We start from the raw sequence: 14333 nt of genomic DNA on the forward strand, positions 1-14333 counted from the left end.
ATTGTCAAAACTCTACGAGGGGGATATGAGATTATTCTGATGCCCCTTCAAGAGCTAAGCCAATGTGAGTGCCGGAGATAAGCGCCGGATGGGGTCCGCCAGTCACCCTGGGCGCGTCGCGCCCGGCGGGTGAGGCGACAGCGTCGCGGTTCGCGACCGTATACTGGCCTCTGCCTGTTGGCAGGGGCTTTTTTATGCCCGCCGCATCGCGGGATGAAGACCGAATGACCATCAGGAAACGCATCGTCTGGCCGCCATTCAGCGCTTGGTTTTTTTGCTCGGTAAACTGGCGCTACGACGGTCACGAATATAGGAAATAAGATTATACACCGCCGCGACCAGCAGGATCAGCGCGATGACCAGCGTGATGATTCCGGACATATCCACCTCGAAATATAAAAAGCGCCCTGGCGCCAAAACATTACTAATAGTTATGAATGTAAGTATTATCTGAATGGAAGGCAAATGATATTTGTTGTCATTTAGCGCTATTTTTGGCGATTAACCGCGAGATCCACAATGAAGGGGTTATGTAACAACGGCTTGTAGCGGCCTTTTATCGTATTAAGATGGAGGCCCTGCGCGGAATATCGCATTTTTGGTGAATGCGGCGACAATCTTTTCCCCCTGAGAACGGGGACATATTATCTTTATCAGACCAATGGAATTGCCCTGAACCGAAATTATTTCACGACTATAAATAAGGATTTAATATTTGCTGTTATTGCATGATATTTGTTCTGAATATTAAATATTCCGTGAGTCCGGCCAAAATGCGGGCTGCAGGCGGGTTGCGGGTGCTCCCGGGTTTGACTTTCCGTCGCTGCTCATGCGATCATTTAGCGCATATTAGGTTTTAACGTTGATGTCGTTGTGAAAATTTTGGCTTTTATTCTGCTGGCTATCGGCGCTGTGACGCTGAGCTATGGTAACGCCCCGGCAAAACGCATTCAGGGCTGTGAGAGCGCGGGAGTGGGGCAGGCCGTCTGCGCTGCCGCCGAATGGGATAGCGAACAGATGAATTTTCTGCCGCACTATAACCCGGAGCTTAATAAGGTTATTGCGGCAGGCCAGGCAACACCTGTCGCTTATAACCTTTATAATATCGCCCGTGTTCGCGCGTAAAAAAGCAGCCCCTGGGGGCTGCTTTTTTAGGTTTCGTTGCTGAGTAAAATCATTAAAACCAGCCAAATCTCACGGACAGCAGGCTGATAAGTACGCACGCGGCGCAGACATTAATCAGAATGACGGTTTTGCTGGAGACATCCATAACGCCACCTTAATGAGTAAGTCCATAAAGGTATAGTACGGCGCCTGCGGTTGCGCTATCGGATTAAGACGAATCAGGCTTTATTCTCAATATTCAGCCCGTTTCAGAATTTGTTATACAGGTATCTCTGAATCACGACGTCATGGCAGATAATCATCCCACCATGGAACGCCCCTCAGGGAAGGAAGAGTAAGAATGACGTTATATCAAAAAATGCTGGTGTTTTACGCCATTATGGGCGTGATATGCGCCGTGATTAGCTGGTTTTTGACCAAAGAGAGCCGGGTGATCCGCCTGCTGGCGGCCCTGTTGATCGGCGCCACCTGGCCGTTCAGCTTCCCGATGGCGCTGCTCGTCTCGCTGTTTTAACCCCAGATGCCGGACGGCAGAAAAGGGTGGCGGAAAGGGTAAGGTTACTGTATAAAAAACCAGTAATTTTATCATGGAGGCATACAGGTGAACGGTTTCTTTTCTTCCGTCGCAGGCGCCACGCTGCGTTGGCTCGATCTTCCGGGAGATGGCCTCCCGGTGGTGTTTATCCACGGTCTCGGCTGCGCGTCATCCTACGATTATCCCCGCGTCGCCAGCGATCCTGCGCTGAACGGACGGCGTAAAATACTCATCGATCTGCCAGGCTTCGGCTACAGCGATAAACCGCACGACTTTAGTTACAACATACATATTCAGGCGCAAGTCGTGGAGCAGCTACTTAACCATCTGCGCCTGCAGCGCTTCGCGCTGTTCGGTCATAGCATGGGAGGAAGCATCGCCATCGAAGCGGCGAGGCTGTTGGGCGAGCGCGTGACCACGCTGCTGGTCTCTGAACCCAATCTGTTTGCCGGCGGCGGTGAGTACAGCAGGCGCATTGCGGCGCAGACAGAGGCGGCCTTTATTGCCGAAGGCTATGCCAGAATGCTGGCTGAGGAGCGCTCGCCATGGGCTGGCTGTTTGCAAAACAGCGCGCCCTGGGCCGTCTGGCGGGCCGCCAGCAGCCTGATGCGCGGCAGCGATACCCCCTGGTTTACTCAGCTCTGCCAGCTGCACTGTCAAAAAAGGCTGATCGTTGGCGAGCTCTCGCTGCCTTATGCCGATATTGACCTGGCTGAGGCGCAAGGGATCCCGGTCGGGATTGTGCCCCGCGGGGGGCACTCGATGGCGTGGGAGAATCCGCAAGGGCTGGCGCAGATCATCGCCAGCCAGGGTTAAAAGAATACCGGCTCAGAAAGGGAGTTCGCGGGGCTGGGTCTGGAGTGTTATCCAGCGCAGCTCGGTGAATTCCGCGATGCCGGCCCGACCCCCAAAGCGGCCATAGCCCGAGGCTTTGCAGCCGCCAAACGGCATTTGCGCTTCATCATGCACCGTTGGGCCATTGATATGGCAAATGCCCGTTTGCAGACGTTGCGCCACGTTCCACGCTCTGGCGCTGTCGCGGCTGTAGACCGCAGCGGAAAGACCGTATTCACTGTCGTTGGCTACCGTCAGCGCCTCTTCTTCATTCTTAACCCGAATAATCGCTTTTACCGGGCCGAAGGACTCTTCGTTCCACAGCCGCATGTCGCGGGTCACGCCGTCCAGCAAGGTCGGCGCCATGTGGGTATCGCTGGCTTTACCACCGGTTAGCAGGCGAGCGCCTTTGGCTAACGCATCGTCGATTAAGGCGTTGCAGCGGGTGATGGTGTTCATATCAACCACCGGCCCCGTCAGGCTGGCGGGCAGGGCGGCGGCGCGCCTGGCCAGCAGCGGGATAAACACCTCCGCTACGGCGTTGTCGACAATAATGCGCTCGGTGGACATGCAGATCTGGCCGGCATTGGCGAAGGCGCCAAAAACCGCGCCCGCCGCCGCTTGCTCGATATCAGCATCGTCCAGCACCAGCAGCGGCGCTTTACCGCCGAGCTCGAGCACCGCCGGTTTAAGATATTGCCCGCAGGTGCGGGCGATAATCCGCCCCACCGGCGTGGATCCGGTAAAGTTAACGCGCCGCACCGCCGGGTGGGCGATCAGCGATTCCACCAGCGCCGGCGCATCTTCAGGCGCACAGGTAAGATAGTTCACCACCCCCGGTGGGAAGCCCGCCGCGTCAAGGGCGTCGATAATCAGTCCCTGAGTGGCCGGCGACAGCTCCGCGCCCTTGAGGATCACTGCGTTGCCGCAGGCCAGCGGCGTTGCCAGCGCCCGGGTAGCCAGAATCAGCGGTGCGTTCCACGGCGCCATGCCCAGTACCACCCCCGCCCCCTGGCGGACGCCCATCGCCAGGTTGCCCGGCACGTTGGAGGGAATAATTTGCCCTTCAATTTGGGTGGTCAGCGCCGCCGCTTCGCGCAGGATATCGGCCGCCAGATGAACGTTAAAGCCGGCCCAGTGCGCGGTCGCGCCGGTCTCCGCCGCCATGGCGGCGATAAATTTAGCCTCCCGCAACAGCATATGTTCCGCCGCGTCGAGCAGTAAACGGCGTCGTTCCGCCGGAGAGGTATCACGCCACAGCGGGAAGGCTTTGGCCGCGGCTTCGACGCAGCGTTTGCCGTCGGCGAGACTGGCGGCCGCGGCCACCGAGGCGACGTCGTCGTGGGCCGGGTGGCGTCGGGTAAAGGTGCGGCGGCCTTCGGCATCGTGCCACTGGCCGTCAATGTACAGATTGCAGGTGATTGTCATGGTGGAAACCTCTTGTTCTGCGGTTCCCCCAGTGTACCGGGCACTACTGACAGTGAGCGTGAGCAGGGCGGTTATCGCACATTTTTTTGCAGGAATTATGTGTGGCTCACAACATCCCGACACTTGCTGGCGTAAAAAACAGCGCTACGCCGATTAAACCAGCGATTTCAGCGTGATTTGCATAAGGTGATAGCCATTGATTATTTGCCGGGGGCGGGCGCCTGTGCTGATATTACGGTTCTTATAATCAATAATCAGGACTTATAACCATGTCTACAGGGAAAACCACGCTGGCGCTGCTGCTGAGCGCACTGCTGCCGGCCGGCGCCGCCTGGGCCGCAGGCAATGACACACTGGTCTACTGCTCAGAAGCCTCTCCGGAGTCCTTTAATCCGCAAATCGCCAGCTCCGGCCCGTCGTTCGTCGCCAGCTCGCAGGTGCTGTATAACCGCCTGGTCACCTTTGACCCGGTGAAGAACACGCCGATCCCGTCGCTGGCCACCGAGTGGCACGTCTCTGAGGATGGCAAAACCTGGACCTTTACTCTGCGTCAGGGGGTGAAGTTCAACAGCAACAAATTCTTCAAACCAACCCGCGATTTTAACGCCGACGACGTCCTGTTTTCCGTGCTGCGCCAGATGGATCCTCAGCATCCCTATCACAAGGTGTCGCAGGGGAACTATGAGTACTTCCACGACGTGGGCCTCGATAAGTTGATTAAGTCGGTGAAAAAGGTCGATGACTATCACGTCCAGTTCGTGCTTAACGAGCCGAACGCGGCGTTTCTTGCCGACTGGGGCATGGACTTCGCCTCTATTCTGTCGGCGGAGTATGGCGAGGCGATGCTGAAGAAAGGGACGCCGGAGAATGTTGATAACTGGCCTGTCGGTACCGGGCCGTATGCCCTGCAGCAGTATAAAGTGGATTCCCAAATCCGCTATATCGCCAATCCCCACTACTGGGAAGGCGAGGTGCCGACTAAGCACCTGATCTTCTCCATTACGCCGAACGTCGAGACCCGTCTGGCGAAACTGCAGACCAACGAGTGCCAGATTATTCCTGCGCCTTCGCCGGTTCAGTTCCCGGTGATTAAGGGCAATAAAGATCTGGCGCTGCATGCGGTTGAGGCGCTGAATGTCGGCTATCTGGCGTTCAACACGGAGAAAAAACCGTTTGATAATGTGCTGGTGCGCCAGGCATTAAACTATGCCACCGACAAGCAGGCGATCGTCAAGGCGGTATTCCTCGATTCCGGCAGCGTGGCGAAATCACCGATCCCGTCGACGATGCTCGGGTATAAGAAAGATCTCCCGGACTATGATTACGATCCGCAGAAAGCCAAAGCGCTGCTCAAGCAGGCGGGTCTGGAGCAAGGAGCGGAAGTAACCCTGTGGTCGATGCCGGTCCAGCGTCCGTACAACCCGAACTCGAAGCGGATCGCCGAAATGATCCAAAACGACTGGGCTAAAGTGGGCGTCAAAGCGAAGATTGTCAGCTACGAATGGGGCGAATACCTTGCCGGTATGCGCAAAGGGGAGCACGACAGCGCCCTGTATGGCTGGATGTCGGACAACGGCGACCCGGACAACTTTGCCGGCACGCTGCTCAGCTGTGATAATATCCAGACCGGCTCCAACGCCGCTCGCTGGTGCGATAAGTCCTATGACGCGCTGGTGAAGAAAGCGCTGCTGGTGAGCGATCCGCAGGCGCGTGCCAAACTCTATGAACAGGCGCAAGAGATCTTCTACCAGCAGGCGCCGTGGATCACCCTGGCGACCGGCAAGACCTTCTATGCCACCCGTAGCAACGTCAGCGGCTACCGCGTGAGCATGATGGGGAGCGATTTTTCCAAAGCGAAGCTGAATTAAGCGAAAGGAGAACCGGATGGCACATCTGGATGAGGTTATCGTCAAAGTCGATGACACCCTTGCCGAGGGCGTTATCACTCATATGAATGAGCTGCTGATCGCCCTGAGCGATGATCCACAACTCAGTCGTGAGGAACGCTATACCCAGCAGCAGCGCCTGCGCACTGCCATCGCCCACCATGGGCGACAGCATCAGGAAGAGCAGGACGCACGCCGCGAGCAGCTGACGAAAGGCGGCGCGATCCTCTGAAGATGCGCTCAGAACTGGCGCCTGGCCACCAGCCAGGCGCCCACCACCAGCATCACCGCGCCGCATACCGGCCCGATCAGCGCCCGCACCGGCACGCCGTGGGCGCGAACTAAATCCATGATCAACCCGCCAACCAGCTGGCTGGCGACCAGTACCGCAATGGTGGTGGCCGCGCCCACGGTCTGATAGCCGCTGATGCTGGCGAAGACGAAAAAGGACCCCAGCAGGCCGGGGATCAGCGTCCACCACTTCACGCTCAGGGCCAGCTCCTGAAAGCCGGCGACGCCCTGGCGCAGCAGTAACATCGTCACGAAAATAACGATCCCCACCAGCGAATTGAGCAGCATGGCGATAAGGATCGTCGACGCCGACTGGGTGATGCGCACCATCAGGGTATTCTGCACCACGAGACCAACGCCGGCGGCGACCAGACAGGCGAGGGTGAGCGATGCATTCATGCCTTGCCGTCCGGGTCCTGACGCTCATCCAGCTGCAGCTGCATAAAGGTGAGATCCAGCCAGCGACCAAATTTGGTTCCTACCTGCGGCATCTGCCCGGTGGTGATAAAGCCCAGCGTTTCATGCAGATGCAGCGAAGCGTGGTTCTGCGATTCAATACCGGCGACCATCACATGTTTATTCAGCCGACGCGCTTCGGCGATCAGCGCAACCAGCAGTTTGCGACCCAGCCCTTTCCCCTGATGATCGGGGTGAACGTACACCGAATGCTCCACGGTGTGGCGGAAACCGTCAAACGCGCGCCAGTCGCCAAACGAGGAATAGCCGGTGATGACGCCGTTTTCCTCGTTCACCAGCACCGGAAAGCCGGCCAGCTGGCGGGCTTCAAACCACGCGATACGGTTGTCGGTATCCACGGTTTTATCATTCCAGATGGCGGCGGTATGCACGACGGCGTGGTTATAGATTTCGGCGATCGCTGCACAGTCGTCTTTAATGGCAGGGCGGATGGACATAGCAAACCTCAGTTTTTTGTACACTATAGTAGTACGATATTATTACAATAATGAACATCGCGCTGTCATCCGTTTTCCGCATAATTTTTACGGATGACCCGGTAAGCACGCGGCCCGACGAGCAGTTGTGTAATGGGTGGGTGCACACTATAGTATTACGTTATGAATACTATAGAAGACAACCTCAATCAGCGCATCAGTGCGCGCATCCGCATCGAGCGTGAGTCCCGCGGTTGGTCGCTGAACGACCTCGCCGAACGGGCCGGCGCCTCGCGGGCGATGATCCATAAAATCGAGCGCGGCGAAAGCAGCCCGACGGCCTCGATGCTGGGCCGTCTTTCCGGCGCCTTCGGCATCAGTATGTCGACGCTGATCGCCCGGGCGGAAATGCAGGAGGGTAAGCTGCTGCGCTTTGCCAGCCAGCCGGTGTGGCACGACCCGCAAAGCCACTATCTCCGCCGCCACGTCTCGCCGCGCAGCGATCTGCCGATAGATCTGGTGCAGATTGAGCTGCCGCCCGGCAGCGATGTGCCCATGCCGGCCTCTTCCTATGCGCTCGCCCGCCAGCTGATCTGGCTGCAGCAGGGCGAGCTGGTGTTCGTCGAAGGGACTACCCGTCATGAGATGCAGAAGGGGGATTGTCTGGAGCTTGGCCCGCCCAACGATTGTCGCTTTATCAATGAATCCGCGGAGACCTGCGTCTATCTGGTGGTTCGCCTTAATCAATCGCCATCCGGCTCTTAATGGTAAAGCACGTTGCGCATAAAGCAGCTAGCCTCAGTACTGTCTGCTAACAAGAGGAGTTTGCTATGACAGATCAACCGCAACGCCATCGCCGCTGGGTACTGGCTTCCCGCCCCCATGGTGAACCGACGGCAGAGAATTTCCGCCTGGAAGAGAGCGAGGTGCCGACGCCGGGGCCGGGGCAGGTTCTGCTGCGTACCGTTTTTTTATCGCTCGATCCCTATATGCGCGGGCGCATGAGCGACGCGCCTTCTTATTCGCCACCGGTGGCCATTGGCGCGGTGATGGTGGGAGGGACCGTGAGTCGCGTGGTCAGCTCAAATCATGCCGATTATCAACCCGGCGACTGGGTGCTGGGCTACAGCGGCTGGCAGGATTATGAACTCTCCGACGGCAACGGACTGGTGAAGCTGGGTGACGACCCGCAACACCCGTCATGGTCGCTGGGAGTTCTGGGGATGCCGGGCTTCACCGCCTACATGGGATTGCTGGACATCGGCCAGCCGAAGGCGGGCGAAACGCTGGTGGTCGCTGCGGCGACCGGGCCGGTTGGCGCCACGGTCGGACAGATCGGCAAAATTAAGGGCTGCCGCACCGTCGGCATCGCTGGAGGCGCGGAGAAGTGTCGGTATGCGGTTGAGACGTTAGGCTTTGATGTCTGCCTTGACCATCGTGCGGATGATTTTGCCGAACAGCTGGCCCAGGCCTGCCCGCAGGGCATTGACGTTTACTACGAAAACGTCGGCGGCAAGGTTTTTGACGCGGTGCTGCCGCTGCTGAATACCGCAGCGCGGGTACCGGTCTGCGGGCTTGTAAGCGGCTATAACGCCACCGGTTTGCCAGACGGACCGGATCGTCTGCCGCTGCTGATGGCGACCATCCTCAAGAAGCGCATCCGGATGCAGGGCTTTATTATCGGCCAGGATTACGGGCATCGGATCGCGGAATTCCAGCAGCAGATGGGGCGCTGGGTGCAAGAGGGGAAAATTAAATATCGCGAACAGCTGATCGACGGTCTGGATCAGGCGCCGCAGGCGCTGATCGGCCTGTTGAAAGGTGAGAACTTCGGTAAAGTGGTGATCCGCGTCGCGGCCGACGACTAGTCCGGCGGATCCAACTTACTCTGCCCCTTTTCCCGTGAGGGAAAAGGGGCATGGGAGGCGTGTCAGGCGTAAAAGGTTAACCGCTGGGCGAGCAGATCGACAAAGGCTTCACGGTCGACATCCAGCATCAGGGTAGTATTGGGCCGATTGCCGGTCAGATGGTAGTAATCGACCACCGTCATCCCCTGGGTATATTTTCCTTCCGTTTCCACGCCGACCCAGCGTTCGATAGTGGTGAAGATCTCCGGCTTGAGGAGCCAGGCGATGGTGCAGGGATCGTGCAGCGGCGCGCCGTCGAAGCCCCACTTTTCATCCTTGTGGTAGGCCATAAAGAAGTCGAGCAGCTCGGCGACAATGGTCGACACCGGATTGCCAATCTGGCGGAATCGCTCGATATCGGCGGGAAGGATTTGCGCCCGATGCGTAACATCCAGCCCCGCCATCACCACCGGGATCCCGGACTGAAAGACCATTTCCGCCGCCTGCGGATCGACGAAAATATTAAACTCCGCCGCCGGCTGCCAGTTGCCCAGCCCCATTGCGCCCCCCATGATCACGATGCGGGCGATTTTCGCGTGCAGCTCCGGGTGGCTGGCGAGCAGCAACGCCACGTTAGTCTGCGGCCCGGTGGCCACCAGAGTCACCGGCTCCTGGCTTTCCCGCAGCACCCTGGCCATCAGCTCGACGGCGGTGCAGTTCTGCGGGGCAAAGGTTGGTTCCGGCAGGCTCGGGCCATCCAGTCCGCTCTCGCCGTGCACGTTATCGGCGATGATCAGATCGCGCATCAACGGCTTCCACGCGCCGCCGGCCACCGGGATATCCGGCCGGTTCAGCAGCGTCAGCATACGCAGCACGTTGCGCAGGGTCTTCTCCGGGGTCTGGTTGCCCGCGGAAGCGGTGACGGCTTTCACCTCCAGCTCCGGCGAGGCGAGGGCGAGGACCAGGGCGATCGCGTCATCATGTCCCGGATCGCAATCAATCATCATCGGCAGTGCCATAGCAGCTCCTTGTTGGCGTTGTTCTGTGACCAGACTAACGCTGCGAGGCGAGGCAGACGAGATGGTGTGCAGAATAGTGTGATGGAGGCCACGATTGCTGCGATGGCATCGCGTATCGTCAGGCGATCGTCGGCAGTCATATTGCCTCACCTTGCGATGGCGCAAGCTGGCGCCCGCCGCGGCGCGATATAATAGAAAAATTGCTAATCCTTACGGATATTAATGGTTTGCTTTTCGGTGAGCGGATTCTTATCCTTAAGAAAACTCGAGAGGTTATTACGATGAAAGATGTAGTAGATAAATGCAGCACCAAAGGTTGCGCCATTGATGTCGGGACGATCATTGATAACGAGGACTGCGTCTACCGGGCTGAGAAAATGTTCCCGAGCCGCGAAGAAGCGGAATCCACCGTAGCCGCTGTGCGCGAACGTGCTGCCGCCGCGGCGCCGGCCAGTGAACCGCCGCAGGTCGATTACACCATCGCCGCCGCTGGCGACGAGGTTAAACTCGATCTCGCCATCGCTTTCTCCTGCCAGGCGGAAAAGATCATTTTCGAGTTATCCCTGCGAAATCTGCTTTAACCCGCGTCCGTGGGGAAAACGCCACATCGTTAAGCCTTCCCCGCCAATCACCGCCGGCGGGGAAGGGGCGTGTTATTCGAAGCGCCAGGCGAGGTTCAGGCCGATGCCGTAGTTGCGTCCGGGAGCAGGCTCGTAGTAGCGCCCGTTGGACTCATTAACGATAACGGACCCGACGTACTCCCGGTCGAAAAGGTTGTCGACGCGGCCGAACAGATCCATGTCCATCCTGCCGTAGCTCCATTTATAGCCAGTCGTCAGGCCAACCACCGTCCAGGAAGGCGCTTTAGCCGTGTTTTCGTCATTGGCCATGATGTCGCTCATGTAGCGAATATCGCTGCCGGCGTACCAGCCCTGCTCCGGCTGATAGCCAAAGGAGGCGTAGCCCATATTGCGCGCGATCCCCGGAATGCGGTTGCCGTTGCAGCTGGCGTCATCGCAGACGTTAGTGCGATAGGTCGCGTCCAGCCAGGTCCAGGCCGCCTTCAGACGCCAGCTCTCGCCAAACTGCTGATCCAGCCCCAGCTCCATCCCCTGACGACGGGTCTTGCCGGCGTTTTTATAGCTGGTGCGCCCGCCGCTGCTGCTGTCGACCACGATCTCATTATCGGTATTGGTCTGGAACAGGGCGGCGGTGAGCAGCCCATTGCCGAGCCGCGTCTTACTGCCGATCTCCACTGTGTCGTTGGTGGAGGGCTTCAGGCCGAAATTAAGGCCGCTCTGGTTATCGGAGCGGTATGACAGTTCGTTAATGGTCGGCGTCTCGAAGCCGCGGCCAGCGGAGAGGTAGACGTTCCACGCGTCGGTCAGAGCATACTTCAGCGAGCCTGCGGGCAGCCACTTGTGATAGCTGGCATCACCGCTGTCATCGCCATTGCCTGGGGTGATGTAGTAGTCATTCGAGTCGAACCATACTGAGCTGTAGCGAACCCCGGCATCGAGCGAGAGTTTGTCCGTTAACTGCCACTGGGTCTGCAGGTAGGGGTCGATGTTCCACATCAGGTTGCGTTCGTTACGGCGCAGCGCACCCTGTTCGCCATACTGCGGCGCGCCGTTGACCATCACAAAGTTTTCATACCCTTTACGGCGCTCGCTCATGTTCTCGTAATCGAGACCGGCGGTCAGGGTGACGGGCACCAGCAGCTCTCCGCGATGGGTCAGGCGGGTATCGATTCCCTGGTAGTGACGGGTGAGATCGATCACCCCGCCGGCATGGCTCGGTTTCAGCTGCGGCGTGCGCGGGATCGACTGGAACTGCGTGGTTTCACGTTCACCGGCGTACATCATGACGCTGAGATCGTCCTGGGCGCTCAGCTGGCGCTCATAGCGCAGGCCGGCCTGGGTCTGCCGGGTATTCTTGCGGGTATTATACTGGTCGCCGCGCGGCGACTGGCGCGGGTTATCGCGCCATTCGTCGGCGGTTAAGCCGCCGGCGTCATTGGCTTTGATATCCACGCTGTTCAGCAGCAGCGTCAGCTTACTGACATCGTTGATGCGCACCCCCAGTCGGGCGTTCGCCAGATTTTTGCGTGCGCCGCTGTGATCGCGATAGCCATGAGTGGTGAAGCGGTTGGTCGAGACCGTGTAATCCACATCGCCTGCATGGCTGCCGTCGCCAACGGCGCCAGTGGCCTTCATCCCGTAGTGCCAGGTACCGAAGCTGCCATAGTAGCTGCTGGCTTCCACGGTGGGCGGCTGGGTGCCGGTCTGGCTGGTGACGTTGATCACCCCGCCGGACGAGTTACCGTACAGGGCAGAGAAGGGGCCGCGCAGCACCTCAATGGTGTCGACGCTGCCAATATCGATATTCGAGGTCTGCCCCTGGCCGTCGGGCATGGTCGCCGGAATGCCGTCTACATAGATGCGTAGCCCGCGCACGCCATAGGTGGAGCGAGAGCCAAACCCGCGAATCGACAGTTGCAGATCCTGGGCATAGTTTTGCCGGTTCTGCACCTGCAGGCCCGGTACGGCGCCCAGTGATTCAGAGAGATTGACGCGCGGTGCGGCCTGGCGCATTTCATCCCCATTGACCACGCTGACGGCGGCGGGGGTATCCAGTTCAGAAACAGTGGTTGGCGCGGCGGTCACCACCATGGTTTGTTCATCAGCGGTCTGGGCCGCGGCAATCAGCGGTAGCAGCAGCGCCGGCAGGGCGGCGTGACGCACGGACAGGATTTTCATCGATAGTACTCGGGAGACGAACCAAATGGAACATATGTAGATATGTTACCCCGTTTGTAAAACATTTGAAAATTATTAACCGCCGTTGGTTAACGGATAGTGCTTCTTGCTGATGAATTTACCGAACAACAACAATTAGCGCTCCACTTTGAGATAAATAATGATTACTATTCGCATTCAAAAATAAGGGTAAAGCCAGGACTTTACCGCCGGAAGCGATGTCGGGTCAGCACATACTGGTTTATCAAAGGGAGTCGTCATGTCACTACGTCATTTTGCCGCGCCGCGTCTGCGCCATTCACTGTTATTCACCTCTCTGCTGCTGGCAGGTAGCTTTAGCGCCCACGCTGCGGATGAGATGCTGCGTAAGGCCGTCGGAAAAGGGGCCTACGAAATGGCCTACAGCCAGCAGGAGAACGCGTTATGGGTCGCCACGTCGCAGAGTCGCTCACTGGACAAGGGCGGTATTGTTTATCGTCTTGACCCCACCACCCTGGACGTGACGCAGATTATTCACAACGATCTGAAGCCGTTCGGCGCTGCTATCAACCATGCCACCGGCACGCTGTGGTTTGGCAATACCGTCGACAGCACCGTCACCGCCATTGACGCCAAAACCGGCGCCGTGAAAGGGCGTCTGGTGCTGGACGAGCGTCAGCGCAGTGAAACCGTACGCCCACTGCAACCGCGCGAGCTGGCGGTCAATGAGCAGACCAACACGGTCTACATTACCGGTCTGGGCAAAGAGAGCGTGATTTGGGTGGTAGATGGCGCGACCCTGAAGCTGAAAACCACTATTACCGGCACCGGGGCAATGGCGACGGGTCTGGCGATCGATCCGCAGGCGAAACGCCTCTATACCACCAATGCCGACGGCGAACTGCTGACCATCGACAGCGAGAGCAATACCATTGTGTCGCGCAAGAAATTGCAGGACGATGGCAAAGCGCACTTCTACTTAAACCTGAGCCTTGATACCGCCGGTCACCGCGCCTTTATTACCGACAGCAAGCAGCCGGAAGTGCTGGTGGTCGATACCCGCGATGGTAAGGTGCTGGAGAAAATCGCCGCGCCGGAATCGCTGGCGGTGCTGTTTAACCCGACGCGTAATGAAGCCTATGTGACGCACCGTAAGGCCGGGGAAGTCAGCGTTATCGACGGTAAGCGCTACAAGATCGTGAAGACCTTTAAAACGCCGACTCACCCCAACAGCCTGGCGCTCTCTGATGACGGCAAAACGCTGTATGTCAGCGTGAAACAGGCTTCCAGCCGTGAGAAAGAGGCCACCGCGCCGGACGACGTGATCCGCATCGCGCTGTAAGATGCCCGGGGCGACGACGATCGGTCAAGGTCGCGCCCCGCATGCCGCCCGGCACCTCACCCTCTGTTACAAACGCGTATTGGCCTGATAAACCAGATGGTTATACACTTAACGCTTTCCCGCCTTGCGCGGGCAGTGGTAATCAGTGGAGATAAAATGAAAAAGCCATTTATGGTGATTTGCGCCGGTGCGATGCTGGCGCTGCTGGCAGGCTGTTCGTCCAACTACGTTATGACCACCAAAAGCGGTCAGACGATCGTCACCCACGGCAAGCCGCAGCTGGATAAAGAAACGGGGATGACCAGCTATATCGATGAGTCTGGTAATAAGCGGGAAATTAACAGTAGCGACGTGTCGCAGCTGGTTGAGGATAACTAAATCCTGACCTCCCGGTT

The 14333-nt window shown here is 58.2% G+C and carries 18 protein-coding genes; 11 read left to right on the top strand and 7 right to left on the bottom strand.

Going from position 1 to position 14333, the window contains the following annotated elements; translation table 11 throughout:
- Positions 1–258: 258 nt before the first annotated feature.
- Positions 259–381 (bottom strand): small membrane protein, encoded by a 123-nt coding sequence (locus R0140_RS12285; protein WP_004175940.1) that lies wholly within the window; start codon positions 379–381, stop codon positions 259–261.
- A gap of 492 nt (positions 382–873) precedes the next feature.
- On the opposite strand from R0140_RS12285, the gene R0140_RS12290 reads away from it, so the two are divergent.
- The gene (locus tag R0140_RS12290) at positions 874–1125 is read left to right on the top strand and encodes a hypothetical protein (RefSeq protein ID WP_012968072.1); all 252 of its coding nucleotides are present in this window, start codon (positions 874–876) and stop codon (positions 1123–1125) included.
- A gap of 52 nt (positions 1126–1177) precedes the next feature.
- Here R0140_RS12290 and yncL read toward each other — a convergent pair whose 3' ends face one another.
- Positions 1178–1270, bottom strand: coding sequence for a stress response membrane protein YncL (gene yncL, locus R0140_RS12295; protein ID WP_012968073.1), 93 nt, complete (start codon positions 1268–1270; stop codon positions 1178–1180).
- Between the two features lie 195 nt (positions 1271–1465).
- Between yncL and R0140_RS12300 the strand changes: the two genes are divergently transcribed.
- Together R0140_RS12300 and R0140_RS12305 are read left to right on the top strand one after the other, a co-directional pair.
- Complete coding sequence (locus R0140_RS12300) at positions 1466–1639, top strand: GhoT/OrtT family toxin (protein ID WP_008804686.1); 174 nt, start codon at positions 1466–1468, stop codon at positions 1637–1639.
- An 87-nt stretch (positions 1640–1726) separates the two neighbouring features.
- Positions 1727–2476, top strand: a complete 750-nt coding sequence (locus tag R0140_RS12305; protein ID WP_023297723.1) for an alpha/beta fold hydrolase — start codon at positions 1727–1729, stop codon at positions 2474–2476.
- Positions 2477–2488: 12 nt separating this feature from the next.
- On the opposite strand, the gene R0140_RS12310 is transcribed toward R0140_RS12305, so the two are convergent.
- Positions 2489–3922 (bottom strand): aldehyde dehydrogenase, encoded by a 1434-nt coding sequence (locus R0140_RS12310; RefSeq protein WP_131032857.1) that lies wholly within the window; start codon positions 3920–3922, stop codon positions 2489–2491.
- Positions 3923–4191: 269 nt separating this feature from the next.
- Here R0140_RS12310 and R0140_RS12315 point away from each other — a divergent pair, with 269 nt between their 5' ends.
- Both R0140_RS12315 and R0140_RS12320 read left to right on the top strand, forming a co-directional pair.
- Positions 4192–5790: an ABC transporter substrate-binding protein gene (locus R0140_RS12315; RefSeq protein ID WP_022064846.1), complete on the top strand. Its 1599-nt coding sequence runs from the start codon at positions 4192–4194 to the stop codon at positions 5788–5790.
- Positions 5791–5806: 16 nt separating this feature from the next.
- Positions 5807–6040 (top strand): YdcY family protein, encoded by a 234-nt coding sequence (locus R0140_RS12320; RefSeq protein ID WP_008804690.1) that lies wholly within the window; start codon positions 5807–5809, stop codon positions 6038–6040.
- A gap of 8 nt (positions 6041–6048) precedes the next feature.
- On the opposite strand, the gene R0140_RS12325 is transcribed toward R0140_RS12320, so the two are convergent.
- Both R0140_RS12325 and R0140_RS12330 read right to left on the bottom strand, forming a co-directional pair.
- On the bottom strand, positions 6049–6498 hold the full coding sequence (locus R0140_RS12325; protein WP_008804691.1) for a DMT family transporter: 450 nt from the start codon (positions 6496–6498) through the stop codon (positions 6049–6051).
- A complete protein-coding gene (locus R0140_RS12330; RefSeq protein ID WP_012541564.1) occupies positions 6495–7013 on the bottom strand; it encodes a GNAT family N-acetyltransferase in 519 nt (172 codons plus the stop codon). The genes R0140_RS12325 and R0140_RS12330 overlap by 4 nt, the downstream gene beginning before the upstream one ends.
- Before the next feature lie 162 nt (positions 7014–7175).
- Here R0140_RS12330 and R0140_RS12335 point away from each other — a divergent pair, with 162 nt between their 5' ends.
- Positions 7176–7757 carry a helix-turn-helix domain-containing protein gene (locus R0140_RS12335; protein ID WP_008804693.1) on the top strand — a complete coding sequence of 194 codons (582 nt, stop codon included), beginning with the start codon at positions 7176–7178 and terminating at the stop codon, positions 7755–7757.
- Positions 7758–7822: 65 nt separating this feature from the next.
- Positions 7823–8860, top strand: coding sequence for an NADP-dependent oxidoreductase (locus R0140_RS12340; RefSeq protein WP_023340241.1), 1038 nt, complete (start codon positions 7823–7825; stop codon positions 8858–8860).
- A gap of 62 nt (positions 8861–8922) precedes the next feature.
- Here the strand turns inward: R0140_RS12340 and rihA are convergent, their stop codons facing one another.
- Positions 8923–9858, bottom strand: coding sequence for a pyrimidine-specific ribonucleoside hydrolase RihA (gene rihA, locus R0140_RS12345; protein WP_016161173.1), 936 nt, complete (start codon positions 9856–9858; stop codon positions 8923–8925).
- Here rihA and R0140_RS12350 point away from each other — a divergent pair.
- Both R0140_RS12350 and R0140_RS12355 read left to right on the top strand, forming a co-directional pair.
- Positions 9820–10050, top strand: a complete 231-nt coding sequence (locus R0140_RS12350) for a hypothetical protein (RefSeq protein WP_046881534.1) — start codon at positions 9820–9822, stop codon at positions 10048–10050. The two genes, rihA and R0140_RS12350, sit on opposite strands and share 39 nt — an antisense overlap.
- 89 nt (positions 10051–10139) lie before the next feature.
- A complete protein-coding gene (locus R0140_RS12355; protein ID WP_008804696.1) occupies positions 10140–10439 on the top strand; it encodes a DUF406 domain-containing protein in 300 nt (99 codons plus the stop codon).
- A gap of 72 nt (positions 10440–10511) precedes the next feature.
- Here R0140_RS12355 and pqqU read toward each other — a convergent pair whose 3' ends face one another.
- Positions 10512–12617 (bottom strand): TonB-dependent receptor PqqU, encoded by a 2106-nt coding sequence (gene pqqU / locus R0140_RS12360; protein WP_049157883.1) that lies wholly within the window; start codon positions 12615–12617, stop codon positions 10512–10514.
- Positions 12618–12876: 259 nt separating this feature from the next.
- Between pqqU and R0140_RS12365 the strand changes: the two genes are divergently transcribed.
- Both R0140_RS12365 and R0140_RS12370 read left to right on the top strand, forming a co-directional pair.
- Positions 12877–13938, top strand: coding sequence for a 7-bladed beta-propeller protein YncE (locus R0140_RS12365; protein WP_008804698.1), 1062 nt, complete (start codon positions 12877–12879; stop codon positions 13936–13938).
- Positions 13939–14094: 156 nt separating this feature from the next.
- A complete protein-coding gene (locus R0140_RS12370) occupies positions 14095–14316 on the top strand; it encodes a YgdI/YgdR family lipoprotein (protein ID WP_002906779.1) in 222 nt (73 codons plus the stop codon).
- The last annotated feature ends 17 nt before the right edge of the window (positions 14317–14333 follow it).

The sequence above is a fragment of the Klebsiella sp. w6 genome, from assembly GCF_033100215.1.
In the GTDB taxonomy this organism is placed as follows: domain Bacteria; phylum Pseudomonadota; class Gammaproteobacteria; order Enterobacterales; family Enterobacteriaceae; genus Klebsiella; species Klebsiella variicola.